The 25,160-nt window shown below is 70.4% G+C and carries 24 protein-coding genes; 12 read left to right on the top strand and 12 right to left on the bottom strand.

Annotation, left to right across the window (positions count from 1 at the left end):
* Window positions 1–28: 28 nt before the first annotated feature.
* Window positions 29–595, top strand: coding sequence for a hypothetical protein (locus F4561_RS21610; RefSeq protein WP_184581183.1), 567 nt, complete (start codon window positions 29–31; stop codon window positions 593–595).
* 264 nt (window positions 596–859) lie between these two features.
* Here the strand turns inward: F4561_RS21610 and F4561_RS21605 are convergent, their stop codons facing one another.
* A complete protein-coding gene (locus F4561_RS21605; RefSeq protein ID WP_184581182.1) occupies window positions 860–3,112 on the bottom strand; it encodes a terpene synthase family protein in 2,253 nt (750 codons plus the stop codon).
* A 603-nt stretch (window positions 3,113–3,715) separates the two neighbouring features.
* Here F4561_RS21605 and F4561_RS21600 point away from each other — a divergent pair.
* The gene (locus F4561_RS21600) at window positions 3,716–4,675 is read left to right on the top strand and encodes a fatty acid desaturase family protein (RefSeq protein ID WP_246437887.1); all 960 of its coding nucleotides are present in this window, start codon (window positions 3,716–3,718) and stop codon (window positions 4,673–4,675) included.
* A 217-nt stretch (window positions 4,676–4,892) separates the two neighbouring features.
* Here F4561_RS21600 and F4561_RS21595 read toward each other — a convergent pair whose 3' ends face one another.
* On the bottom strand, window positions 4,893–5,579 hold the full coding sequence (locus F4561_RS21595; protein ID WP_281384107.1) for an IclR family transcriptional regulator: 687 nt from the start codon (window positions 5,577–5,579) through the stop codon (window positions 4,893–4,895).
* Window positions 5,580–5,759: 180 nt separating this feature from the next.
* Here F4561_RS21595 and leuC point away from each other — a divergent pair, with 180 nt between their 5' ends.
* The 4 genes from leuC to F4561_RS21580 all read left to right on the top strand — a co-directional run bounded on the left by leuC (window position 5,760) and on the right by F4561_RS21580 (window position 8,360).
* A complete protein-coding gene (gene leuC / locus F4561_RS21590; protein ID WP_184581179.1) occupies window positions 5,760–7,157 on the top strand; it encodes a 3-isopropylmalate dehydratase large subunit in 1,398 nt (465 codons plus the stop codon).
* 31 nt (window positions 7,158–7,188) lie between these two features.
* Window positions 7,189–7,779: a 3-isopropylmalate dehydratase small subunit gene (leuD, locus tag F4561_RS21585; protein WP_184581178.1), complete on the top strand. Its 591-nt coding sequence runs from the start codon at window positions 7,189–7,191 to the stop codon at window positions 7,777–7,779.
* A complete protein-coding gene (locus F4561_RS34195; RefSeq protein ID WP_512698659.1) occupies window positions 7,758–8,006 on the top strand; it encodes an SCO5555 family protein in 249 nt (82 codons plus the stop codon). Before leuD ends, F4561_RS34195 begins: the two co-directional genes overlap by 22 nt.
* 78 nt (window positions 8,007–8,084) lie before the next feature.
* Window positions 8,085–8,360: an HU family DNA-binding protein gene (locus F4561_RS21580; protein WP_184581177.1), complete on the top strand. Its 276-nt coding sequence runs from the start codon at window positions 8,085–8,087 to the stop codon at window positions 8,358–8,360.
* Window positions 8,361–8,456: 96 nt separating this feature from the next.
* On the opposite strand, the gene cofC is transcribed toward F4561_RS21580, so the two are convergent.
* Complete coding sequence (cofC, locus tag F4561_RS21575; RefSeq protein ID WP_312885426.1) at window positions 8,457–9,104, bottom strand: 2-phospho-L-lactate guanylyltransferase; 648 nt, start codon at window positions 9,102–9,104, stop codon at window positions 8,457–8,459.
* Window positions 9,105–9,353: 249 nt separating this feature from the next.
* Between cofC and F4561_RS21570 the strand changes: the two genes are divergently transcribed.
* The 4 genes from F4561_RS21570 to F4561_RS34040 all read left to right on the top strand — a co-directional run bounded on the left by F4561_RS21570 (window position 9,354) and on the right by F4561_RS34040 (window position 12,894).
* Entirely contained in the window at window positions 9,354–10,205 is an 852-nt protein-coding gene (locus F4561_RS21570) for a lysophospholipid acyltransferase family protein (RefSeq protein WP_184583984.1), read from the top strand.
* A gap of 30 nt (window positions 10,206–10,235) precedes the next feature.
* Complete coding sequence (locus F4561_RS21565; RefSeq protein ID WP_184581176.1) at window positions 10,236–11,285, top strand: NAD(P)H-dependent glycerol-3-phosphate dehydrogenase; 1,050 nt, start codon at window positions 10,236–10,238, stop codon at window positions 11,283–11,285.
* 72 nt (window positions 11,286–11,357) lie between these two features.
* On the top strand, window positions 11,358–12,470 hold the full coding sequence (locus F4561_RS21560; RefSeq protein ID WP_184581175.1) for a D-alanine--D-alanine ligase family protein: 1,113 nt from the start codon (window positions 11,358–11,360) through the stop codon (window positions 12,468–12,470).
* Window positions 12,471–12,540: 70 nt separating this feature from the next.
* Window positions 12,541–12,894 (top strand): helix-turn-helix domain-containing protein, encoded by a 354-nt coding sequence (locus tag F4561_RS34040; protein ID WP_376773670.1) that lies wholly within the window; start codon window positions 12,541–12,543, stop codon window positions 12,892–12,894.
* 26 nt (window positions 12,895–12,920) lie between these two features.
* Here F4561_RS34040 and F4561_RS21550 read toward each other — a convergent pair whose 3' ends face one another.
* On the bottom strand, window positions 12,921–13,766 hold the full coding sequence (locus tag F4561_RS21550) for an EI24 domain-containing protein (protein WP_184581173.1): 846 nt from the start codon (window positions 13,764–13,766) through the stop codon (window positions 12,921–12,923).
* Between the two features lie 254 nt (window positions 13,767–14,020).
* Here F4561_RS21550 and F4561_RS21545 point away from each other — a divergent pair, with 254 nt between their 5' ends.
* Window positions 14,021–15,013 (top strand): hypothetical protein, encoded by a 993-nt coding sequence (locus F4561_RS21545; RefSeq protein WP_184581172.1) that lies wholly within the window; start codon window positions 14,021–14,023, stop codon window positions 15,011–15,013.
* Window positions 15,014–15,131: 118 nt separating this feature from the next.
* Here the strand turns inward: F4561_RS21545 and F4561_RS21540 are convergent, their stop codons facing one another.
* From F4561_RS21540 to F4561_RS21515, 6 genes are all read right to left on the bottom strand, one after another.
* Window positions 15,132–16,004, bottom strand: a complete 873-nt coding sequence (locus F4561_RS21540) for a hypothetical protein (RefSeq protein WP_184581171.1) — start codon at window positions 16,002–16,004, stop codon at window positions 15,132–15,134.
* A 107-nt stretch (window positions 16,005–16,111) separates the two neighbouring features.
* Window positions 16,112–17,821 carry a thiol reductant ABC exporter subunit CydC gene (gene cydC, locus F4561_RS21535; RefSeq protein WP_184583982.1) on the bottom strand — a complete coding sequence of 570 codons (1,710 nt, stop codon included), beginning with the start codon at window positions 17,819–17,821 and terminating at the stop codon, window positions 16,112–16,114.
* Between the two features lie 319 nt (window positions 17,822–18,140).
* Window positions 18,141–19,985, bottom strand: coding sequence for a thiol reductant ABC exporter subunit CydD (cydD, locus tag F4561_RS21530; RefSeq protein WP_184581170.1), 1,845 nt, complete (start codon window positions 19,983–19,985; stop codon window positions 18,141–18,143).
* An 18-nt stretch (window positions 19,986–20,003) separates the two neighbouring features.
* Window positions 20,004–21,062 (bottom strand): cytochrome d ubiquinol oxidase subunit II, encoded by a 1,059-nt coding sequence (cydB, locus tag F4561_RS21525; protein WP_184581169.1) that lies wholly within the window; start codon window positions 21,060–21,062, stop codon window positions 20,004–20,006.
* A gap of 11 nt (window positions 21,063–21,073) precedes the next feature.
* Window positions 21,074–22,537 (bottom strand): cytochrome ubiquinol oxidase subunit I, encoded by a 1,464-nt coding sequence (locus F4561_RS21520; RefSeq protein ID WP_184581168.1) that lies wholly within the window; start codon window positions 22,535–22,537, stop codon window positions 21,074–21,076.
* Window positions 22,538–22,862: 325 nt separating this feature from the next.
* On the bottom strand, window positions 22,863–23,528 hold the full coding sequence (locus F4561_RS21515; protein ID WP_184581167.1) for a DUF305 domain-containing protein: 666 nt from the start codon (window positions 23,526–23,528) through the stop codon (window positions 22,863–22,865).
* Between the two features lie 93 nt (window positions 23,529–23,621).
* On the opposite strand from F4561_RS21515, the gene F4561_RS21510 reads away from it, so the two are divergent.
* Complete coding sequence (locus tag F4561_RS21510) at window positions 23,622–24,317, top strand: thioredoxin-like domain-containing protein (protein WP_184581166.1); 696 nt, start codon at window positions 23,622–23,624, stop codon at window positions 24,315–24,317.
* Between the two features lie 42 nt (window positions 24,318–24,359).
* Here F4561_RS21510 and F4561_RS21505 read toward each other — a convergent pair whose 3' ends face one another.
* Together F4561_RS21505 and F4561_RS21500 are read right to left on the bottom strand one after the other, a co-directional pair.
* Entirely contained in the window at window positions 24,360–24,824 is a 465-nt protein-coding gene (locus F4561_RS21505) for a DUF3515 domain-containing protein (RefSeq protein WP_184581165.1), read from the bottom strand.
* 21 nt (window positions 24,825–24,845) lie between these two features.
* Window positions 24,846–25,079 (bottom strand): Lrp/AsnC family transcriptional regulator, encoded by a 234-nt coding sequence (locus F4561_RS21500; RefSeq protein WP_184581164.1) that lies wholly within the window; start codon window positions 25,077–25,079, stop codon window positions 24,846–24,848.
* Window positions 25,080–25,160 lie beyond the last annotated feature (81 nt).

Below are 25,160 nucleotides of genomic sequence, written 5' to 3'. Positions count from 1 at the left end.
CGCTGCGGATTCGGGATAGGGCAGACCCATGAACGAGATCGAGTTCGTTTCCCTGCCGGACCGTGAGACCGAACGCGTCGGTGTGGTGGATCCACGCATGCTAGCCATGCGTATCGATGGTGTCGACCTGCGGTGGCGTCTCGCTGCGGCGACCTGGAGCCTGTGGCGGCGGGAGTGGGAGGAGGAAGGCGAATTCGATGGGGAGGACCCGGAGGAGGTGGAGGCTGAGCTGCGCGAGTACGTGCTGGGGCGCGGGCACCCGCTGCCGGAGGACGAGGTCGGCTGGCCCAGCCGGCACTTCCTGGGCGAGTGGCACGGGTGGCCGGGCGCAACCATGCGTACTGGAGAACGCCTCGATCTCGCTGGGTACGGGGACACCTGGGGTGTTCCGGTCCTCGGCTGCGACTGCGGTATCTGGGAGTGCTTCCCTTTGTGCGTACGGATCGAGGTGGGCCTCGAAACGGTGACCTGGCGTGATTTCCGGTATCCGACCCGCTCATCCTGGGGCGCGCTGCCCATGGGCCCGTTCCGGGCTGACCGCGCTGCCTACGAACGCTCCCTGCGTTCCCCGGAGCGCCTTTCCACCCAGCAGTAGGAGACGGCCGCACCGTCCCGGACAGCACCAGGAGGCATTTTCCGTGTCCAGGGTGCACCACCCCTGCGCACAGCGAAGGCGGAGCCCCGGCCCGAAGGACGTTCCACCCCTGGTGCGGTCACCCCATTGACCGCCCTCGGCGGATTCCCGGGCATCAGCAGGGGAGCAGGGCCCCACTCGGCATTGGTGCGACCAAGGCGACCTGACACGGCCTCCGGGTCTGCCAGCGCGGGCCCTGCCCCATCCGCGGTTTCCCGGCACGACCTAGTGCGGTACGCGCCTCCCCGCCAGCTCCGCGGTCCGTGCCGCGGAGGTACCCAGGCCCGTTGGTCGCTGCGCGAACCCGGTCGGCGCGGCCAGTCCGCGATCACGCAGCAACTGGTCCTCGTGGTACCGCACGCACTTGTCGTGCCACTCCATGATTCCGGACATCCAGTCCTTGAGCTCGTCGGCCTGTCGGGTCAGCGCCTGGCGGGCCGGCTCGTCAAGGTCGTACTGCTCGAACAGGTTCGGCAGGTCAACGCTGATGATGTGCTCGAACTGCCGCATCCGCGCCGCCATCAGGTCGGCGACGATGTCGCGTGCGGTGAGGCGGTCGACCTCCAGGAAGTTCTCCACGACCACGACGATGTTGTGGATCTCCCCCTCGAACTCGACCTCTTTCTGGTAGGAGTACACATCGTTGGTGAAGCAGGCGTAGTCCTGCGCCGCGGTCTCCATCTCCCGGATCGTGCGGGTGTCGTGGACCTCGCTGGGCACGTTGCCGGAGCGTGAGAGCCGCGCCAGGCTCATCGTCATGTCCGACCCGAAGGTCCCGCGCCGCATCTCCAGGTAGTCGACCGGGTCGGGCACGTGGTGCTGGGCCTGGTTCTCCAGCTCCCACAGCCAGCTCTGCGTCATGTCCTCGACCGCCGTGCGGAACTCCGCGCGCGCCGACTCGGTCATTGGGCTGGCGGTGCGGGACCAGAGGTCCGCCAGCCCGCGCTCCAGGGCGTTGGTCGGCGGGGGAGTGGTTCCGGCGTCCAGCGGCATGAACGCGGGGAGCCGCGCGACACACGCCTTGGCCGCGGCCAGGTTGCGGGTGCCCCCGAACACGGCGGGGAAGAAGTCGTCGCCGTAGGTGCCCCAGCTCAGCCAGTCCGTTGAGAGTTTCAGCTCGTCGAGGTCGGCGTCGGCGTGGATCATCGACGCGCAGTGCGCGAGGTCGAACCCGATGTAGCGCCGCTCGTCCCACACGCCGCCGATCTCCACGCCGGGCACGGAGTCGAACATGCCCACGCTGCGCGCCCAGCCCACCGAGTAGCGGCGCGCCTCGTCGATGCCCGGGTTCGTGCGGAACGCGAACGGCATGTACAGCTCCGGCAGCGGCAGGTGCCCCACGCGGGTGAAGACCGGTTGGGAGTGCTGCCGCGCCCTGCGCCGCATCCCCGGCCCGATCGGGCCGAGCCGTGGCCGGCTCCCGGAGGACCCCAGACCGGTCGGCCCGGTGAGGACGCGGGTCGTGGCCGTGGCGGCGCCGTCGTTCATGTAGCGGCTCGACCGCGCGTGCCACTCGTGCCCGCCCGCCTGCCAGTCCTGCAGCCCCTTGGCGTAGGCGGCCACCGCGAGCTGCTCGGGAGGGGGCGACGCGTGGTCGGCGAACAGCGCGGGGACCTCACCCAGGGCCGTGTTCTCGAACTGCACCAGACGGGAGGTCAGCAGGTCGTTGACGCGCTCGGCCGCCTCCTGGGTCGAGCAGTCGAAGAACCGCTCGAAGACCAGAATGGCGTTGGAGTTCTCCCCCTCCTCCAGGACCTCGCGCTCGTAGGAGAACAGGTCGTTGCGCAGGTGGACGGCATCGGCGAAGGTGTCGGTCAGCACCCGGAGGGGCCGGGTTCCGGCGAGATCGTCGGGCACCTCGGCGCCCGTGGCCACCTCGACCAGGCTCGCGGACCACGGCGCGCCGCCGACCCGGCGGCGCATCTGGATGTACTCGATCGGGTTGGCGATCCGGCCGCGGTTGATATTGTCCAGCTCCCACATCGACTCCACCATCAGGTTGTGCGTCCGGACGGTGAAGCGCTGCCGCCACTCCGGCGACATCATCGGGATCGTGCGCTGCCAGAGGTCGTTGAGACCCGCCTCGGCCGGATTGGCCGGTTCGGGCGGTTCCTCGTCCTCGGCGACCATGAACAGTTCGAGGCGGTCGAGATAGGCCTGGGCTCCCCGCAGGTCGCGGGAGTACTTGAACTCCTCCAGGAAGTGGTCGTCGAAGAAGAACACCCAGACGTACCAGTCGGTGATCAGATCCAGTGTGGGGCCGTCGCAGTCCGGATGGGTGTAGGCGCACATAAGCGCGTAGTCCATGGCGGCGAGGGCCGATTCGTCCCAGACAGTCCCGCCGTCGGGAGTGGGCGTGTCGAGCATGCCCATGTCCCGGGCCCACTCGGTGCTGTGCGCACGGGAGCGTTCCAGGTGGGGGTTGAGCCGGGCGGGATGCGGGAGGTGGAACTCGGGCAATGTGAACGGTGATCCCACGGGCACCTACCTCGTCAGGCGGACAACAAGCCTCAACTCTTCGGATAGTAGCCGTTGCTTTGCGTAGCCGTGGTGCTTTTCGTGGAATTCCCGCGGATCATTCGGGTGTTGGCGGGCGCAAGGACGGCGAGCGCGTACGCGCCGAACCTTCCAGGATCGTCCATTCACGCCGCGTTGTGGGAAAGATCACCTTCCAGCCGGCTGGAGACCCCAGAGTGGGGCCTGCACTACCCGGCTTCGTCCCGCTGGCTTCATAGTTCGGCTGGCGGGGCGTGACCTAACTTTCTTGTATGGGGCGCGGCCACGAGAACCGGGACTGCGGTGCGCATTCCCGGCCGGACTCGAGGTGGCCGGGCCAGGAGGGTTGTGCTGGCCGCATAGGCTGTGCTCGTTCCTGTGTGGCGGCTGGTCCGCGCCCGCTCGGACGAACGCAGCTAATCGAACGGGGGCAGGAACTCCATGAGTACAAGCGAGGCTAGCAGCGGGGACGCTCCGTCAGGGTGGACGTCTGGCTCCCAAGGGGGTGTGACCACGGAGCCGCCGCGCCGGAAGGGCGGAAGCGACTTCGCGCGGCTTTCCCGGCGGATCTCGGGCGCGGGACTGCTGGAACGGGCTCCCAAGCACTACGCGATACGCGCCGGCGTGATCGGGCTGCTGTACGCCGCGGGATGCGCGGCGTTCGTTCTGCTGGGCGACACCTGGGCGCAATTGGCCGTCGCGGTGTTCCTCGCCGCGATCTTCGGCCAGGCCGGTCTTCTCGCGCACGAGCTCGCGCACCGCCAGGTCTTCCGCACCCGAAGACCAAGTGAGATCGCCGGGCGCCTCGTTGGGAACCTCGGCATCGGGATGGCGTACGGCTGGTGGCAGGACAAGCACACGCGCCACCACGCCAACCCCAACCACGAGGAGCTCGACCCCGACGCCGGGGCGGAGATCCTGGTGTGGTCCACCGAGCAGGCTCAGACCGCTACCGGGCTGGCCCGGATCATCGGCCCCTGGCAGGCGTTCCTCTTCCATCCGCTGCTCACGCTCGAAGGCATGAACCTGCACATACAGAGCGTCCGGGCGCTGTTCCAGCCGTGGATGAAGAACCGGCTCCTCGAAGGCGCCCTGCTGTTCACACACTTCGCCGTCTACCTGGGCGCGCTGTTCCTCGTGCTGTCCCCCGGCAAGGCACTGGTCTTCCTGGCGGTACACCAGGCGCTGTTCGGGATCTACCTCGGAACCATCTTCGCCCCGAACCACAAGGGCATGCCGACCCTGCGGGGCCAGAACAAGCTGGACTTCCTGCGCAAGCAGGTGCTGACATCGCGCAACGTGCGCGGCGGCTGGTTCACCGACATCGCCCTGGGCGGGCTGAACTACCAGATCGAGCACCACCTGTTCCCGAGCATGCCAGCGCCGCAGCTCCGGCAGGCGCAACCGATCGTTAAAGAGTTCTGCGCCGAGATCGGGGTCGACTACCACGAGACCGGCTTCCTGCGGTCGCAGGCCGAGGCGCTGGCGCACCTGCACCGCGTCGGGGAGCCACTGCGCTCCGCGGATGTGGAACGAGCCTCCTAAGTAGAGTCTTCTGGGGCTCGCCGGGTCGGGCGCCTGGGGGCCGGGAACCTTCGGGCGCCTCCGGTGTGCCGCCCAATCGGCTTCGCCGGTCGCGGACGCCCCACCTCCGGACCCTCCAGAACCCCGGCGGCGCCCGACTAGCCGCGCGCTGAGCCTGACCGTGGTGACACTTTCCCCTCGGGACTGCCACCACGGTCATCCTCGAAGCGCCCTGCCGTCAGGCCGGCGCCTCGTGGCTGTGCAGCGCTTCGTTGATCTTCTCCGCGGCCGCGGTGACGGCCTGGGCGTGCAGCCGCCCCGGGGAGCGGGTGAGCCGCTCGATCGGGCCGGAGACCGATACCGCGGCGATGACCCGCCCGCCGGGACCCGAGATCGGGGCCGAGACCGAGGCCACGCCGTGCTCGCGCTCGCCGACGCTCTGGGACCACCTGCGGCGGCGGACCTGGGTGAGGCTGGTCGCGTTGAAGCGCGCGCCCCGCAGGGATCGGCGGATGCGCTCGGCGTCCTCCCACGCCAGCAGGACCTGCGCCGCCGACCCCGCGTTCATCGGGAGCTCGGTGCCCACCGGCACCGTGTCGCGGAGCCCGCTCGCGCGCTCGGCCGCGGCGACGCACACCCGAACCTCGCCCTGCCGGCGGTAGAGCTGGGCGCTCTCGCCCGTGAGGTCGCGCAACTGCGCGAGCACCGGGCTGGCCACGGCCAGCAGCCGGTCCTCGCCGGTGGCGATGGAGAGCTCGCCGAGGCGCGGGCCCAGAACGAACCGGCCCTGGCTGTCCCTGGTGACCATGCGGTGCTGCTCCAGGGCGACCGCCAGGCGGTGGGCCGTGGGCCTGGCCAGTCCGGTGATTCGTACGAGCCTGGCCAGTGACGCCGGGCCGGACTCCAGGGCGTCGAGAACGGACATAGTTTTGTCCAAGACACCGACACCGCTGGATGGGCTAGAGTTGTCCATGACTTGATATTGCCGTCTCGCTATTTGGTACGCAAATCTACTCGGATCCCCTGATGCGAAGTCCGTAACCACGGGGAACGCGCCGGCGAGCGGCTCCGGAACGAAACGTCGAAACGCGAGGAGGCCTCGCCAATGGCTCACACGATGGCCGAGAAGGTCTGGGAGGAGCACGTCGTCCGGCGTGCCGATGGGGAGCCCGACCTGCTCTACATCGACCTCCATCTGGTGCACGAGGTCACCAGTCCCCAGGCGTTCGAGGGTCTGCGGCTCGCTGGCCGCCCCGTTCGCCGCCCCGACCTCACCGTCGCGACGGAGGACCACAACGTCCCGACGGAGAACATCCTGGGCCCCATCGCGGACAAGGTGTCGCGCACCCAGATCGAGACGATGCGCAAGAACGCGTCGGACTTCGGCATCCGGCTCTTCCCCATGGGCGACATCGACCAGGGGATCGTGCACGTTGTCGGCCCGCAGCTCGGCCTCACCCAGCCGGGCATGACCATCGTCTGCGGTGACAGCCACACCAGCACCCACGGCGCTTTCGGCGCCCTGGCCTTCGGGATCGGCACCAGCCAGGTGGAGCACGTCCTGGCCACCCAGGCCCTGCCGATGAGCCCGTTCAAGACCATGGCGGTCACCGTCAACGGCACCCTCGGGCCCGGTGTGACCGCCAAGGACATCATCCTCGCCGTCATCGCCAAGATCGGTACCGGCGGCGGCCAGGGATACGTCATCGAGTACCGCGGTGAGGCCATCCGGTCGCTGTCCATGGAAGCCCGGATGACGATCTGCAACATGTCGATCGAGGCCGGCGCGCGGGCCGGGATGATCGCTCCCGACGAGACCACGTTCGACTACATCAAGGGGCGCCCGCACGCTCCCGAGGGAGCCGCGTGGGACGAGGCGGTCGCGCACTGGAAGAGCCTGCGCACCGACGATGACGCCGAGTTCGACGCCGAGGTGGTACTCGACGCCGACGAGCTCAGCCCGTTCGTCACGTGGGGGACCAACCCCGGCCAGGGGGCGCCGCTGGACGCGGCCGTGCCCGACCCCGCGTCGTTCGACGACCCGTCCAGGCGCGCGTCGGCGGAGAAGGCGCTGGAGTACATGGACCTCGCTCCGGGGACGCCGCTGCGCGAGGTCGCGGTCGACACGGTGTTCCTCGGCTCGTGCACCAACGGCCGGATCGAGGACCTGCGGGCGGCGGCCGAGATCATCCGCGGCCGCAAGGTGGCCGATGACGTCCGGATGCTGGTCGTCCCCGGCTCGATGCGGGTCAAGGAGCAGGCGAACGCCGAAGGGCTCGGTGAGGTCTTCACCGCCGCCGGTGCCGAGTGGCGCGAGGCAGGCTGCTCGATGTGCCTGGGCATGAACCCCGACCAGCTCACGCAGGGCGAGCGCAGCGCGTCCACGTCGAACCGGAACTTCGAGGGGCGGCAGGGCAAGGGGGGCCGCACCCACCTGGTCTCCCCGCTGGTCGCCGCCGCGACCGCGGTCCGCGGCACGCTCTCCTCGCCCGCGGACCTGTAAACCACCACGACCAAGGAACTGAAAGGCCGACATGGAGAAGTTCACCGTCCACACCGGCCGCGCCGTGCCGCTGCGCTACAGCAATGTGGACACCGACCAGATCATCCCCGCCGTCTACCTGAAGCGGGTCAGCCGTACCGGCTTCGAGGACGGGCTGTTCTCCGCCTGGCGGGCGAACGACCCGGACTTCGTGCTGAACAAGCCGGAGTTCAAGGACGGGAGCGTGCTGATCGCCGGCTCCGATTTCGGAACGGGCTCTTCGCGCGAGCATGCTGTGTGGGCGCTGCAGGACTACGGTTTCAAGGCCGTGCTGGCGCCGCGCTTCGCCGACATCTTCCGCGGCAACTCGCTGAAGGGCGGGCTCCTCACCGTCGTGCTGTCCCAGGAGGTCATCGAGCGGCTCTGGGACATGGTCGAGGCGGACCCGTCGACCGAGGTCACCGTGGACCTGGAGAAGCGCGAGGTGCGCGCGCCGGGGGTTGCGGAGTCGTTCGAGCTCGACGACTACACGCGCTGGCGGCTGCTCGAAGGGTTGGACGACATCGCGCTGACCCTCCGCGAGACTGGCGCGATTGATGACTACGAGGAGCGCCGGAAGCCGTGGCTCCCGGTGACGCAGTAGGCCGAGAGGGCCCGCCGGACGAGGAATTTTACCTTGATTTGGCGGAGCGCCTCAGAGACGCCCATCGCAGGGCCAACGCGCTCCCGGAGGATGTCCGAATTCCGGTCATTCGTAGGCTTTTGACCGTTACGGAAGCGGTCAAAAGGGACCCTGTTCGCGCCTCCGAGAGACTTGACCGGATGCTCGATGAGCTTCCTCCGCAGCCTGAGGACCCTCCGACACGCTGATTTCGGGCCCGCAAGTGTTTGTGCTCAGGGGCTTCCGTCCCCTAACTTCGTGCGAGCAAGGGGGAACCGGAGGAACCAATGAACAAGCGTGACCTGATTGACGCTATCTCCGACCGGCTGGGGGACAAGAAAACCGCCACCGAGGCGGTCAACGCCGTGTTGGAGACCATCCAGCAAACCGTCGCCACTGGTGACAAAGTCGCCATCACCGGCTTCGGCGTGTTCGAGAAGTCCGAGCGGGCCGCCCGTACGGCTCGCAACCCCGCCACTGGGGCCCAGATCAATGTCCCTGCGCAGTACGTTCCGAAGTTCCGCGCGGGGTCCGACTTCAAGGCGCTGGTGAACGAGAAGTGAGCTGGCGCGATCAGCGCGGCTAGTGAGGGATCACTGCTCGTGGCGCTGCCCGGGTCCTTCGGGGCCCGGGCAGTCGCGTGTCCGGGGGTCCCCGGCTCATATCTCCAGCGCGGCCAGCACCTTGGCGGTGTGCGGGCCGATGCCGAGCTCGACCGCGGCGCGCAGGTCGGCGACCGTGTCGACGTCTCGGCGCACGCTCGCGACACCGTCGAGTACGAGCTCGGTCGCGCCGGCTTCGCGGTGCCGGCTGCGGGAGGCCCCTTCGAACGCCGGGATGAACTCCGAGCCAGGTGCCGCCGCGTACAACACCGTGCCGGAACCCGGCGCGTCGGCCAGGAAAGAGCGCTCGTGGTCCCCGGCCGCCCGCAGAGCGCGGTCGAGCTGGTCCGGGCGCAGCGCCGGGAGGTCCGCGGACAGCGCGCACACCCCGGCATCGGGGTGCTGGAGCGCGGCCTCGGCGGCCCCGTGCACCAGGGCCGGGTTCAGCCCGGCCGCGGGCACGTCGGGCACAACGCGGGCGCCCAACTCCCGCACGGCGCGCGCCGCCCGCTCGTCATCGGTGACAACGACCACCGCGCGGGTTCGCTGGCACTGGACGGCCGCCATAACGGTGTCGCAGGTCATGGCGAGCGCGAGATCGGCGTGGTGCGGTCCGGCGAAGGTGCCCAGGCGGGTCTTCGCGCCCGCCAGGCGCTTCACCGGGATCACCGGCGACCATTGCAGGGCCGCAGGGGCTGCGGGCACGTGGGCCGCCTCTCGACGCGGTCGTGTCCAGGACGCTAGAAAGACTATGTCGTGGCCGGACGGTTGGCCGCCGCAGGTGGTGGTTTCGACCAGGCGGCGCCGCGGGCGTGCCGTCCACTGGCGCCACTCGTCCTAGACTGGTTCGGCTGTGCGCGACCGGGACCGACCGCACGCGGTTGACAGTGCACGCGTCTCGGCGGGCGTCGAGATGGTTAGGAGTCCGCGGTGAAACAACGTGAGTCGCGATGGGTGAAGGTCGTCGTCGCCAGCATCGTCCGCCCGATCCTCACGGCGATGACGAAGGCCGAGTGGAAGGGGCAGCGGAACATCCCGCGCGAGGGCGGCGTGATCATCGCGGCGAACCACCTGTCCTGGGCGGACCCGCTGACCATCGCCCACTACCTCTACGTCGCGGGCCGCCGGTGGCCCACGTTCACGGCCAAGGAGAGCGTCTTTCGGATCCCGGTGGTGAAGGCTGTGGCGAACAGCACCGGCCAGATCCCGGTGAAGCGGGGCAGCACCGACGCGGTCAAGGCCCTGCAGGAGGCGGAGAAGGCACTGGTCGAGGACGGCTCGTCGGTGATCATCTACCCCGAGGGCACCTGCACGCGCGACCCCGACCTGTGGCCGATGGTCGCCAAGACCGGCGTGGCGCGGCTGGCCCTGAGCACCGGCGTTCCAGTGGTCCCACTGGCCCACTGGGGTGAGCAGAACCTGCTGCGCTACGGCACCAAGAAGCTGCGTCCGTTCCCCCGCAAGCGCGTCCGGTTCGAAGCGGGCCCGCCGGTGGACCTGTCGGCCTACCGCGGCCAGCCGATGACCGCGACTGTGCTGCGGGACGCCACCGCCGAGATCATGCGGGCCATCACCGGCCTGCAGGCTGAGATACGCGGGGAGGACCCGCCCGCTGTGCCCCACGACCCGAAGCGGGCCCGCCAGCAGGAGGCGGAACGCAAGGAGGAGGCCGAGCGGACCGAGCAGGTCGAGCAACCCGGGGAGGGACGGGCCGAGCAGCGTGAGCGGCCGGTCGCGGGCAAGAACGGCGCCGCCGCCGAACCGGAGGAGACCGGCGAGACGGGGCACGGCACGGCACGGTCCTGAAGGGCCCAACCAAGGAACAGGGGGCGCGCGATGACGAGAGTCGCCGTACTGGGCTGCGGTTCGTGGGGAACCGCGTTCGCGAACGTGGTGGCCGACGCCGGCGGCGCGGACGTCGAGATCTGGGGCCGGCGCACCGACGTGGTGGACGCGCTCAACCAGCGGCACGAGAACCCCGACTACTTCCCGGACATCGCGCTGAACCCGGCGCTGAGCGCGACGACCGACGTGGCCAAGGCGCTGAACGGCGCGGGGTTCGTGGTGGTCGCCGTGCCCTCGCAGACCCTTCGGGAGAACCTCGCCGCGTGGGCGGAGCTGATCCCCCGGGACGCGGTCGTCGTGAGCCTGATGAAGGGGGTCGAGCTGGGGACCTCCCGCCGGATGAGCCAGGTCATCTCCGAGGAGCTGGACTTTCCGGCGGAGCAGGTGGCCGTGGTCTCCGGGCCGAACCTCGCCCGTGAGATCGTCGAGCGCCAGCCCGCGACCGCGGTGGTGGCCTGTCCGCACGAGCCGACCGCGGTGCGGTTGCAGCACATCTGCAAGTCGGCCTACTTCCGCCCGTACACCACCACCGACCTGGTCGGGGTGGAGCTGGGCGGCGCGGTCAAGAACGTCATCGCGCTCGCGGTGGGCGTCGCGGTGGGCATGGGCTTCGGCGACAACGCCAAGGCGTCCCTGATCACGCGCGGGCTCGCCGAGACCGTCCGGCTGGCGGTGGCGCTGGGTGCGGACGAGCACACCCTGGCCGGCCTGGCGGGCATGGGCGACCTCGTCGCCACGTGCAGCTCCGCGCTGTCGCGCAACCGCACGTTCGGCGAGAAGCTGGGCTCCGGGATGACGGTGGACGAGGTCATCACCGAGACCCGGCAGACCGCCGAGGGGGTGAAGTCCTCGGAGTCCATCCTGGCTCTGGCGCGGACCGCCAACGTGGACGTGCCCATAACCGAGGCCGTGGTCGCGATGATGCACAATGACCTCTCTCCGGCCGAGGCGCTGCTGGCGTTCATGTCGCGCCGCGCGAAGCCCGAGCGGTACGGGATGGAGTCGGGCCAGGATGAGCGGCCCGGCGGGTCGCCACAGTGACACGGCGCCGGACCGAGCGACGACCGCCTGCCGGGTCCGGTGCGAGGCGCAGGCGAGATAGGGTCGGGCAGCATGGCCGAGCAGCGTAAGATTCGGGTCGCCGTGGTCTTCGGCGGACGCAGTTCCGAACACGAGATCTCCTGCGTCACCGCGGGAAGCGTGATGTCGGTGATCGACACCGACCGCTATGAGATCGTGCCCATCGGTATCACCCACGACGGCAGGTGGGTGCTGACGTCGGGTGACCCCGAACGCATGGCGATCACCGATGGGGAGCTGCCGTCGGTGGAGGAGACCGGCACCGAGCTGGCGCTGCCCTTCGACGCCGGATCCGAGCTGCTGGTGGTGGAGCCCGGCGCGGTCCCGCGCCGCCTCGGCGAGGTCGACGTCGTCCTCCCGCTGCTGCACGGGCCTTTCGGTGAGGACGGCACCATCCAGGGCCTGTTCGAGATGATGGGCGCCCGCTACGCGGGCGCCGGGGTGTTCGCCAGCGCCGCCTCCATGGACAAGGTGTTCATGAAGGCGCTCGTCACCGCGCACGGCATCCGGACCGGCCGCTACGTTGCCGTCACCGACCGGCAGTGGCAGCGCGAACGCAAGCGGATCCTCGACGACATCGAGGCGCTCGACGGCACGGTCTTCGTGAAGCCGGCGCGCGCCGGAAGCAGCGTGGGGATCACCCGCGTGCCCGACGCCGGCGACACCGAGGCTGTCATCGCGGCCGTCGACGCTGCCCGCGAGCACGACCCCAAGGTCATCGTGGAGGCGGCGGTCGAGGGCCGCGAGATCGAGTGCGGCGTCCTGGAGGTTAACGGCGGCTCGCCCGACGTGTCGCTGCCCGCGGAGATCCACGTCGACGGTGACTTCGACTTCTACGACTTCGACGCCAAGTACCTCGCGAACAGCAGCCTCACCATCCCGGCCGAGGTGCCCACCGACGTCGTCGCCGAGATCCGCAAACTGGCCGGGCTCACCTTCGACGCCCTGGGCTGCGAGGGTCTGGCCCGGGTGGACTTCTTCTACGGCTCCGACGGCGAGATCTACGTCAACGAGATCAACACCATGCCCGGCTTCACCCCCAGCTCCGCGTTCCCGCAGATGTGGGCCGCAACGGGAGTGGAGTACGCCGACCTCGTCGACCGGCTGATCCGGACCGCCCTGAGCCGGGAGCCGGGCCTGCGCTAGACACACCGCCGATCTTGCGGATCTTGGTTTCTAGGGGCTGTCGCAACATGGTGCCGTTGGTGGAGGGGCTGTGTTGCCGAGGCCGCGGTTAAGCCGTGATGAGCGGGTGCGCATCGAGACGTTGTGGTGTGAGGGGCTGGGTTTCGCCGCGATTGGACGGCGGATTGGCCGGCCGCGTTGCACGGTCTGGCGGGAGGCGGCGCGCAACCATTCCTACCGCCATGGGCCGAAGAACCCGCGTGGGGCGCGTAGGGGCCGTGCTGGTGCGGGCGGGCTGTACCGGTGGGGCTATCGCATGGCGTGGGCGCGGGTGCGGGCCCATGCCAAGGCGCGTCGGCCCAAACGGGCCAAGTGCGCGCGGAGGCTCCCGCGCGGGCGCTGGGGCACTTGGGCTTCGGGGTGTCGGCGTGGGCGGCGTTTCTGACCACCGTGAAGGCCGAACGGCTTTAGCTAGGCGCGCCAGTTCTGCGGCGGCCCGGCCGGTGGTGGCTGCGGCGGTGTGTTCTGCGGCGGCATCCCGGGCTCAGGCCGCCCCGGATTGGGCACCGGTGGCAGGATCTGCCGGGCGAGGATGGTTCCCCCGGCGGCGGCCGCCGGGAACACCGCGACCGCCACGCCCGGGATCGCCAGCAGCAGGAAGCACGGTACGGAGAAGCCCAGCACCCGCGCCTTGTGATTGGCCATGTGCCGGCGGCGGTCGCGCAGCTTGCGCATTCCGCGTCGCTCGAACGCCGCCCCCACCAGCTCGGTGCAGAGCAGCCACGCACCAATGAGCACCGACACGACCGGTACCACGGTCTGCCCGATGATCGGGATGAACCCGGCGGCGAACAGCAGGACCGTGACCACCACCGAGATCAGCACCAGGGTCAGCGACTGCCGGACCCCCCGAACGGCCGACGCGACGAGTGGCTCCTCGCTCTCTGGCGGCGCGTTGCCGAGCACGTCCTCGACGTCCTCGGCGATCTTGTCGTAGATCGGGGAGCCCAGGGCCAACGTGACGCCGGTGAAGCCCACCACCATGACCAGAACCGCACCGACTACCAGCGCGATCCCGAGGGCGACGCGCAGTGTGGTGGTCCAGGCCTCCGTCCAGCCGTCGGCGAACGGTGTCATCCAGGCGGTGATGTCCTCGATGCGCCCGATCAGCGCGATGAGCGCGACAAGGAACAGCACCGACGTGACGAGCGGCGGGGTGGCGCCGAGCAGGAACAGCTTCGGCTTGCGTAGCACGGTACCCAGTCCGCGCAGCAGGGCGCCGAGACCGGAGAAAGTGTCAGAGATAGGGGTGCTCACGGCGCATGAGACTATCGCTTTTCCGGAGCGCCCGTGCGAGCGGCGAATCCCCTGGCGCACAAGGGCGTCCGGCAGCCCACACGCGCTTTCCGGCATTGGCGGGTCCCGTGTCCGGCAGTGGCCACAACGTGGGTAGACAGCGACGGGAGTGCGACTGCCCAGCGCGGACGCTCCCTGTGCGGTGGGGGTCACGTGTGCGCTCCCAGCGGAGTCCGGCGGAAACGGATATGCCCAGCGGGGGTGGCTCCGGTTGAATGACCGCGATGGGCGAGAGCGAGCACGAGACCGTCAGTACCGGAACAACGCCCGCGGCGGGCGGCGAGACCGCGGAACAGCCCGCGCGCGTTGGGTGGGTCCGCCGGGTCCGCGCGGTGCTGATCGCGGCCGTGCTCGGAGCGGCCGTGCCGTGGGCGGGGCTGGCGGTGTCCTACAACGACGGCGTCCAGTTCATGTTCTTCTTCGGCTTCTTCCTGATCCTCCTCCTTCCCGTGTACCTGGGGGTGGCCTACGGTCTCTGGCGCCTGGGGAGATGGTTCCTGCGCAGGTTGGATGTACCCAGACCGGCAATCGTCTCGGGGCTCGCCATCGCGGCGCTCATCGGCGTCATACTGCAGGCCGAGAACGACATGCTCTTCGGGTCGTACAACCACAGTTCGCACGGCGCGGGGTGGATCCTTTCCGCCTCCGAGGTCTGGGTCTGGCGGTGCGGGGCCATGAGCCTGGCCGGCGCGGTGGCGTGCGGCCTCGCGGCCGCCAACCCGCGTCCTTGGTGGCGGGCCTGGACGGGGGCGGGTGTGCTCGTCAGCGCGTTCCTGGTCCTGGTCCTCAATGAGGGCGCTCTGGTGGAGTACCAGGAGAGGCACCTGGTCCGGCTGGAGGTGGACAAATTCGGGAGCGACTTCGCCGTCGTGGACGGCGGGGGCTGGGAGCCGGCGTGGGTCGACGAGTTCGGGACCCTCGCCTACTCCAACGACGCCGGCCAGGAGGCGCACCTGGAGTTCTCGTCGATGGAGCTCCGGGAGGGCTGCGACCGCGTGGCGTGCGAGCAGCACGGGGACATGCTGGTGGTCCCGCACGAGGAGGGTACTGGGGAGGAGGTGCGCGTGCCCCTCAGCAGCGGGACGATCGCGCAGGTCGGTTCCGAGGCCGACACCTTGGAGGTGGCCGGGCACGTGCGTGAGGCCACGCCGCAGGACGAGGCGGAGCTCGCGGAAACACTCGAAGGCAACGGCCTGTTGCAGCCCTGACCTGCGGCGGTGCGCGGCCCATGGCCGCTCGTTCCGGGTGTGCCAGCAGCTTCCGCCAGGCGGCGGGGCGCATCGAGGATCTCCGCGCGGCCAGGCTCGATATGCCCCGAAGCGCCCGCTACCCCGTCGGCTGCGCCATGAGGTCCGGCCGGTGCTGCTGGACCCAGGCGCCCATCCGGCCGTCCAGCCACGAGGGGTCGACCTGGCCCAGCGGGATGGCCACCTGCGGCGCACCCGTCTGCGGGTGGCGCGGCACCGCGGCGATCCGTTCCAACATCCACACGGGTGACCGTTCCGGCAGCGCGTGCTCACCCCACCCGATGGCGCCGGTCCCGCGCAGCTGGGCGACCTTCATCCCCGCGCCGTTGTTGACGCCGGTCTGGATCTTCTGTCGCGGGTCGACCATGGCGGTGTTCACGGGTCCGACGCTGGTCATGGCGTTCCACCGCAGACGTATGTGGGTGCCCTTGTCGTCCCACAGCTCCACCCCGGCCGGTGACATGCGCACGATCGTGGTCAACGCGCCCCGTCGGGCCTTGGCGTAGAAGAAGACCGCCAACGCCCCGGCGGAGCCCACCCCGACCGCGATTCCGGGCACCAGGCCGTCCTCACCGAACGGGATCGACCCCAGCATCGTCATGACCACGGCGAACAGTAGGTACATCGGCGACATCGGCAGGAACATGCGCAGGAACGTCACGCTCTTGTTCCTGACCTGGAACTGCTCCGCCGAGGGGTGGTGGTTCCACCCCGGAGGCTGGGGCAGCTCCGTGGGCACCACCCGCAGGGCGGCGCGGCGGCGGCGCGCGCGGTCCCAGATCCGCAGCCCGACCGGGAGCGCGCCGGCGCACGCGAGCAGCAGGCCGAGCCAGGCGAAATCGAAAATCTCCCGGTAGATCCCGACGAACAGCACGAACAGGCCGACACCAATGAGCAGGACCCCGACCACCTGGATCCGGAGATCGTCGAAGAACCATCGCATTGACCGCATAGGGGAAAACCCTAGCTGTGCGCGGGAACATCAACGAATACGGTCTCCGCGACCGGGCGCCGGGGCCGTCCGTACGAGCGCGGCCGCGCCTCGCGGGCCGAGACGGGCTACGGCACGCGCCCCGTCCCCCGCAGCGCCTCCCGGTACCAGCCGTCCCGGGCGCGCAGCTCGTCGTGCGTTCCCTGCTGCAGGACGCGGCCCTCGGAGAGCACGTAGATCTGGTCCACCCGGTCCAGCCCGGCCAGGTCGTGCGTGATCAGCAGGGTGGAGTAGCCTTCGGCCGCCGCCAGCAGGTCGGCGGTCACCTCGTCGCGGGTGTCCGGGTCGAGGTGGGCGGTCGGCTCGTCCAGGACCAGGATGCGGGGCGCGGCGAGCAGCGCGCGGGCGAGCGCGAGCCGCTGGCGCATGCCGCCGCTGAGCCGTGCCCCGTGCGAGCCGACCTCCGTGTCCAGCCCGTCCGGCATCTCCTCGACCTCGCCCGCCAGCCTGGCGCGGCGCAGCGCCGTCCACAGGTCGTCGTCGTCCGCGGACGGGGCGGCCAGCCGCAGGTTCTCCCGAAGGGTGCTCGTGAAGATGTGCGGATCCTGCGGGACACCGGTGATGAACCGCCGCGCCTCGTCGACCGGGTGCGCGGTGATGTCGGTGCCGCCGAGGTCGACCGTGCCCGAATCCGGGTCGCGGAACCGCAGCAGGACCGCGGCGAGCGTGCTCTTGCCGGCCCCGCTGGGCCCCAGCACCGCGACCGTACGGCCCTCCGGCACGTCGATGTCGACGCCGTCGAGCGCCCACGGCTCCTCCGGGGCGTAGCGCACCCGCAACGAGCGCATCCGCAGTCCGGCGTCGCCCGGCTCCGGGGCCGCCTGCCCGTGCAGCGGCGGCGCGACCGCCGGCGGGGTGTCCAGCACGCCGAACAGCCGCTCGCCGCTGGCGCGGATCGCGCCCAGCCGGGCGGCGACCGCGGGCAACGGTGCCACGATCTCGAACGCGGCGAGCGTGGTCAGTACCAGCACGGCGAAAGAGATCGCGTGCAACGTGCCGCCCTCGACGGCCGCCACGCCGAGCAGCAGCGCACCCCACACCGTCAGCCCGGTGACCAGGGTGCTCGCGCCGGCGCCGAACCCCATGAGGGTGGAGTCGCGCCGGGCCACCCGGGTCAGCTCGTCGTCGGCCTGCTCAACACGCCGCACGGCACGGTCCATGGCGCCGTAGGCGACCAGGTCGGGCGCGCCGTAGAGAGTGTCCACCAGTGCCGTGGAGAGCTCCCCTCGCGCGCGGGCCTGCCGCTGCCCGGGGCGCCTGCCCAGCGCCGCCGCGGCCAGCGGCACGGCGAGTCCGGCGAGCAGCAGCGCCGCTCCCAGCAGCAGCCCGCCGGGCAGGAACAGCGCGGTGCAGAAGGCCACCACCGCCCCGCCGGTCAGCCCCGCGACCAGCGGGGGAGTCAACCCTCGCACGAGCAGGTCCTGTGTGGCGTCGGTGTCGCTGACCAGCCGCGAGACCAGGTCGCCGGAGCGGAAGCGGCGTACCGGCTCGGTGCGGGCGAGCCGGTCGTAGACCCGGACCCGCACGTCGGCCAGAGTGCGGAACGCCGCGTCGTGGGTCACCAGCCGCTCCAGGTACCGGGCGACACCGCGGGAGATGCCCAGCGCACGGGTGGCCACCACGGCCACGCTCAGCGCGGTGATGGGCGGGTGCTCGGCGGCCTTGGCGAGCAGCCACGCGGCGACGCCCATCAGCGCCACACCGGAGCCGGTGGCCGCGGCACCGAGGAGCACGCCGAGGGCGAACCGGGTGCCGCGCGGGCGCGCGAGCGCGACCATCCGGGCCAACGGGTCGCGAACGCGCCGCGCAGGTGCGGGCTCGGCCGGGGGTGCCGTTTCGGGTACCCGGGTCACTTGGCCTCCTCACGGGGCGCACGGCCCGGATGATCGTGGTTGTCGCCGCGCCGTCGCGCCGCGTGTGTTGCCCCCGCCGGGTCCGCCCGCGCGGTCCGGGTGCCGCTCGGGGCGGCGACGGGCTCCGGCCCGGGAGCCGGGGACCGGTCGGGCGGGCGCTGCGATGCCGCCGCGCGGTGCGGCGCCGGCGGAGCGGCGGCGTGCCGCCGGGCGGTGCGTGGATCCGGTGGCCGGAGCGTGGACGTCACGAGGGCACCTGCGGTTCGACAACTCGGCCCTCTCCGAGGCGCACGACCTCGTCCACGAGAGGGGCCCATCCCGTGTCGTGCGCGACGATGATGCCGGTGCGTCCGCGCAGCAGCCGGAGCACGGCGGCGCGGATGGCGGCGGCGTTCTCCGGGTCCAGGTGCGCCGTCGGCTCGTCGAGGAGCACGAGCGGGGCGTCGCGCAGGAAGGCGCGCGCCAGTGCGATCCGCTGGCGCTGGCCGGCCGAGAGCCGGGTGCCGCGCTCGCCGATCCGAGTCTGGTACCCCTCGGGCAGCGCGCGGACGAACGCGTCCGCCTCCGCCCGCTCGGCGGCCTGCCGGACCTCGGCGGGGCTGGCGTCCGGCGCTCCCAGCTGGATGTTCCCGGCGACGGTGTCGTCGAACAGGTAGGGGTGTTGGGGCACCCAGGCGATGCGGCGCCGCCACTCGTCCACCGGGACGGCCGCGAGCGGCACCCGGTCCGCCACGGTCGCGGTTCCCGGCGCCGCGCGCGGCCCGGTGCCCTCCGGGGCGGCGGTCTCCTGCAGCAGGATCCGTCCGCTGGTGGGCTCGGTGAAGCGCAGCAGCAGCGAGAGCAGTGAGCTCTTCCCGGCCCCGCTGGGGCCGGTGACCAGCACGCTTTGCCCTGGCTCGATGGACAGCGACACCTCGCGCAGCGCCGGGTTCTCGCGGCCCGGATAGACCAGCCCGACCCCGTCGAAGCGGATCCGCGTCGCCGTGTCCCCGGGCGGGCCGGTCTCTGGCCGGCCGGGCACCGTTGCGGCGGGATTGGGGTGCCCGGAGGAGTCGCCGTCCGCGGTGGTCGTTCTGTTTTCCTCCAAGACCCGGAACACCTGCTCGGCGGCGGCCACCCCCTCCATGCTCGCGTGGAAACGGGCGCCGACCTCACGCAGCGGGAGGTAGGCCTCGGGAGCCAGGATCAACACCAGCAGCGCGGTCTCGTAGTCCAGCGTCCCGTACATCAGGCGGATGCCGACCTCGACCGCCACCAGCGCCACCGCGAGGGTGGCGAGGAGCTCCAGCACGAAGGCCGACAGGAACGCCACACGCAGGGTCGCCATGGTGGTGTGCCGGTGCTCGTCGGTGATCCGCCGGATGATGCCGGCCTGCGCCTTGGCGCGGCGGAAGATGGCCAGTGTCGGCAGGCCCTCGACGACGTCGAGGAAGTGGCCGCCGAGCCGGTTGAGCAGGTGCCACTGGTGTCGCGTGCGGGCCTGGGTGTGCCAGCCGACCAGCGCCATGAAGATCGGGATCAGCGGCAGCGTGACCGCGATGATGACCCCGGAGATCCAGTCGGTCCGGATGACGACTGCGAGAACGGCGAGGGGGACGAGCGCCGCCAGCACCAACTGCGGGAGGTACCGGGCGAAGTAGTCGTCCAGCGCGTCCAGCCCGCGCGTGGCGAGCGTGACCAGCTCGCCCGCGCGGGGTTGGCCCGACTCGTTTCCGGAGCCTTCCTGGCCCGCCAGCCACACCGCTCCGTGCCCCTGGGCGCCGGGAGTGGCGCCCGGCCCGGTACCCGTCACGTGGGCGACGAGCTTGCGGCGGAGCTGCGACTTCGCCTGCGCCGCCGAACGCAGGGCCGCGGTCTCCGCGCCGTACGCGGTCAGCCCTCGGGCGATCGCGACCCCTGCGACGGCCGTGATCGCCCAGGACAGCTCGTCCGGGCCGGCGCCGCGCGTGGCGCCCGCGATGGTGTGGGCGAGGAGCCACGCCTGGGCGAGTACCAGGCCGGTGACCGCCGCACCGCTGATGACCGTCACGAGCAGGTGCACCCGCACCGCGCGCGCGGCGCGCACCAGCCGGGGGTCGAGTGGTTTCATGCGCGGACCGGTCCTTCCTCAGCCTGCGCTGGCCGGCGCGCCGTCTGGGCTGTCGCCCGGCCCGCCGCCACCGTAGGCGGGCGTCGGCTCGATGTGCTCGCGGGTGACGCGTTTGCGGAACACCCAGTAGCTCCACGCCTGGTAACCGAGGACGAGCGGCAGGAACACCACTGCCAGCCACGTCATCACCGTCAGGGTATACGGAGCGGATGCCGCGTGGCTGACCGTCAGGCTGTACGCGGGGTCCGTGGTCGACGGCAGCGCGAGCGGGTACAGGGAGCCGAACAGCGTGACGGACAGCAGCCCGACCGTGACAGCGGTGGCGGCGAAGGACCAGCCCTCCCGGCGGCGTGCGGCGAGGACCACCCCCGCGACCAGGGTGGCGCCGGCGAGCGCGACGACCGGCAGGGTCCACGCCTTGCCGTGCGCGGCCTGCGTCCACGCCAGGAACGTCCCTGTCGCGGGAAGCGCCACGGTCGCGGCGCGTAGCGCCGCGACGCGGGCGCGGGACCGCACCGCACCCCCGGTCTTGAGGCTCAGGAACACCGCGCCGTGCAGGGTGAACAGGGAGAGCGTGGTCACCCCGCCCAGCACCGCGTAGGGGGTGAACAGGTCGAGCAGGCCTGCCGTGACAACGTGGTCGGCGTCCATGGCGAGCCCGCGCACCAGGTTGGCGAAGATGACCCCCCACAGCAGCGCGGGAACCGCGCTGCCGTAGGTGATCGCCCGGTCCCACCAGGCGCGCCAGCGGTCGGTGTCGCCCTTGCCCCGGTACTCGAAGGCCAGTCCGCGCACGATCAACGCGAGCAGGATGACGAACATCAGCAGGTAGAAGCCGCTGAGCATGGAGCCGTACCAGGCGGGGAACGCGGCGAACATCGCGCCGACCGCGGTGATCACCCACACCTCGTTGCCGTCCCAGACCGGCCCGATGGAGTTGATCATGACGCGGCGGTCGGTGTCGTCCCGGCCGATCACCGGCAGCAGGGCGCCGACGCCGAAGTCGAAACCCTCCAGGACGAGGTAGCCGGTCCACAGCACCGCGATCGCGAGGAACCAGACAGTCACAAGATCCATGTGGTCGTCTCCTAGTAGACGAATGCCGGGACGCGGTCGGTGCTGTCGGCACCGTCAGTGCCCTCGCTGTCCTTGGCGGGGACGAGGTGTGCGGGGCCCGCCTTGACGTAGCGCCACAGCAGCCAGCCCTCGACCACCGCCAGTGCCCCGTAGATGGTGGTGAACAGGGTGAGAGTCAGCGCCACCTCGCCCAGGCTCACCCCGGGTGAGACGCTCTCCGCTGTGAGCAGCACCCCGTGCACGGTCCAGGGTTGGCGGCCCATCTCGGTGAGGAGCCAGCCGAGGATGTTGGCGGTCAGGGCCGCGGGCAGGGCCAGCATGGTGGCGTAGTAGAACCAGCGGTTGGTGGGGAGCCGCCGGCCGCGGGTCAGCCACAGGCCGCCGGCCGCCACGGCGACCCCGGCCAGGCCGAGCCCGATCATCAGCCGGAACGACCAGTACAGGACGAAGATGTTCGGCGTGTAGTCGCCCGGCCCGTAGGCCGTCTCGTACTGCTCCTGCAGGTTGTTGATCCCCTCGACCGTGCCGCCGAACTCCCCGGTGGCCAGGAAGCTGAGCACGTAGGGGATGTTCAGGTCGATCACGTTCTCCCGGGCCTCGGTGTCGCCGACCGCGAACATGGAGAACTCGGCCGCGTCCTCGGTGTTCCACAGCGCCTCGGCGCCGGCGAGCTTCATCGGCTCGTACTGCGCGGCGAGCTTGGCCTGGTGGTCGCCGGAGAACACCACCAGCAGGCCGGCTACCAGCGTGACGAGCAGCCCGGCCCGCAGTGTCGAGCGGAACAGCTCGCGCTCGCCCCCGGCCGGCGGTGCTCCGGCCGTGCCCTCGACGCCGGCCGCGTCGCGCCGCTCGCGCCACAGCTTGAACGCACTCACCGCGGCGACGAACAGCCCGGCGGTGATGAAGGACGCGCTGACGACGTGCAGGTACGTGGACCACGCCTGGGTGTTGCCGAGCATCGCCCAGATACTGGTGAGCTCGGCGCGCCCGGTGGTCTCGTTGACCTCGTAGCCGACCGGGTGCCGCATCCAGGCGTTCGCGGCCAGGATGAAGTAGGCGGAGAGGTTGCTGCCGATGGCGACCACCCAGATGCATGCCAGGTGCACCTTGCGCGGGAGCTTGTCCCAGCCGAAGATCCACAGCCCGATGAACGTGGACTCCAGGAAGAACGCGAGCAGCGCCTCCATGGCGAGCGGCGCGCCGAACACGTCTCCCACGAATGTCGAGTAGTCGCTCCAGTTCATTCCGAACTGGAACTCCTGCACGATCCCGGTGACCACGCCCATCGCGAAGTTGATCAGGAAGAGCTTCCCGAAGAACTTGGTCGCCTGCAGGTACTCGTGTCTTCCGGTCCGGTACCAGGCCGTCTGCAGCGCCGCGACGATGACGGACAGTCCGATGGTCAACGGTACGAACAGGAAGTGGTACACGGTGGTGATCCCGAACTGCCACCGGGCTAGGTCCAGCGCGTCCATGTCCGCCTCATCATCGCCGACGCCACGTAGTACTACAAACTGTAGTTCTACAGTTTGTAGTACGTCGAGTGGGGGGCGCTGAGGAGTGGGTCACCGCCGGAACCGGCCGTGTGCCGCCGCTGTTTGGGAGCGGGTGGTTGCCAGTAGTACTTCGTTGGGTGTCTGAGGTTCGTGGGGACTGGGCGTTGATCTTGGGGCCCCGCGCCAGGGCGGGGCGAGCATGAGGCCCCACCCCGGGTGCGGGGCACCGGACCTGACCGCGGGGACACGTTCAGTGCCGGGAATGACCGCGCGGACACCCTCGGCGCGTCCCGCGTTCCCGGTGTCAGTCGGTGTCGACCCGCTCAGCGCCGCGTTCGTCCAGCATGTCCTGCATCGTGTCGATCTCGGTCTGCTGCGCGTCGGCCATGCCCGAGGCGAGCTCGGTCACCACCGGCTCCTCGGCCTTCGCCACCGCCGCGTCGGCCATGTCGATCCCGCCCACGTGGTGGTGGATCATCTCGGTGAGGAAGATGACCTCAGCGTCCTCACCGGTGGCCGTGCGCAGCTCGTCCATGCGGTCCTCGGGGACCCAGCCCGGCATCGTCTCGTCCGACTCACCGCCCTGGTGGCCGTGTCCCTCCATCCAGGACATCGAGGGCTGGCCGCCGCGGATGCTGAGGTCCCACTGCACGAGCCAGCCGTGCATCCGGCCGATCTGCGCCTGCTGGGTGCGGGCGATGTCCTCGGCGAGCGTGGTAAGGGTCTCATCGTCTGTCTTGTCCAGGATGATCATGGACATGTCCACGGCCTGGGAGTGGTGCACGCTCATGTCGCGCAGGAACCCGGCGTCGGCGCTGTTGTCCAGCGGCACAGAAGGGCGGCCCACCAGGTATCCCACGGCCAGGGCCACCACCAGGAGCGCCGCCACGATCCATACCGGGACGGGGCGCTTCACGACTGGTTGCCTGACCGATTTCTCCTCAGCCTCATCGGTGCTTTCCTGTCCCATGGGAACCAATCCTGTCGACGTAGACGTTTCTAGGGCGCGCGTAAGAGCATAGGGAACCCTGTTCAAGTTCACGGATCCACGTTGGGAGATGTGGTGGGCAACAGTTCGGCCCAGCAACGGCGCAACAAGGCCGCGGAGAGGCGCGCCCAGCGCATCAAGGAAGCCCGCCGACGCAGGATCCTTACGATTACGGCGGTCGTCGCGGTGGTCGTGCTGGTTGTCGGTGGGATCGCGTACCTGTGGTACCGAGACTACGAGCGCCGCAACATCAGCGGGGTCACCGAGTTCGACGTGCCCAGCTACGATCACGTGGACAGCCCGGTCGACTACGAGCGCACGCCCCCCGCGGGCGGCGATCACTACCCGCGGTGGCAGAACTGCGACGTCTACACCGAGCCGATCGTGGACGAGTTCGCGGTGCACTCCCTGGAGCACGGCGCCGTGTGGATCACCTACGAGCCCGGCCTGGGCGAAGAGCAGGTCAGCCAGCTCGCAGAGCGCTACACCCCCGGGAGCTACGTCCTGGTCAGCCCGTACGAGGGCGACATGCCCGCGCCCATCGTGGCCTCTGCGTGGGGCAAACAGCTGACCGTTGAGGACGCCGGCGACGAGCGGTTGGACAACTTCCTGCAGACCTACGAGCAGAGCTCCGACGTCCCGGAACCGGGCGCCGCCTGCTCCGGGCAGATCGGCCAGACCGCCGAGGAACTGGACATGGCCGGTGACTCCGGCGGTTCGGGCGGGGACGCGGAAGCCGAGGACGGCGGCGACGGCGGCGACGACGGCTAAGGGAACCGAAGAGGGCTTCCGGGAGCGGGTGACGGCGCGAGGTCAGAGCTCGCCGTCGGACGACTCCGGAATGTCCTCGGTGATCTGATCGCTGATCTCCACCAGCCCTTCGGCGGGGGCGCCGTAGGCGGGCGGGATGGTCAGTTCGACGTAGGCCTCGCGCCCCACGGCGGTGAACAGGTTCGGGGTATCGCCCACCGGCTCGGCGAACCACGCGATGTCGTTCACGACCATGAGCTCGGAGTCGGGCCGCAGGGCGTCGGGGCGATCCACCCCGCAGCGCAGCGCGATGACGGGGTCGCCCCACGCCGCGACGAAGTCGGACTCGGGCTCGACCGCGATCCGGCTCTCGTCGAACATGGTGTCAGATGCGTTCTCCACCAGCGTGCGGCACAGCTCGGCCGCCTGGCCGTCCGGTGCGGGCTCGGGCACCTCTGCCGTGGTCGTGGTGCACCCGGCCACCGCCGCCACTCCGGCCAGTAGTCCGGCGATCGCCGCGTGTCGCATCCTCTCGACGCTCCTGTCGCCTCAGATGTTCACGATCGGGCACGTGAGCGTGCGCGCAATCCCCTCAAGCCGCTGGATACGAGCGACCACCAGGCGACCCAGCGCGTCGACGTCCTCGGCCTGCGCCCGCACGATCACATCGTAGGGGCCCGTGACGTCATCGGCCTGCGTGACGCCCTCGATCGCGGAAATCTCCTTCGCGATGTCTGTGGTCCGGCCGACCTCGGTCTGGATCAAGATGTATGCCTGCACCATGGAACCCCTTATTGAGAACTGGCGGACGTGCGTGATCGCGGCCAACCGGCGAGATCGGGTCTAGACCACTACGCCGGGTCC

The organism is Lipingzhangella halophila (genome assembly GCF_014203805.1).
Classification (GTDB): domain Bacteria; phylum Actinomycetota; class Actinomycetes; order Streptosporangiales; family Streptosporangiaceae; genus Lipingzhangella; species Lipingzhangella halophila.
Note: the sequence above shows the minus strand (reverse complement) of the source record. Positions and strands in the feature narration are given on the sequence as shown.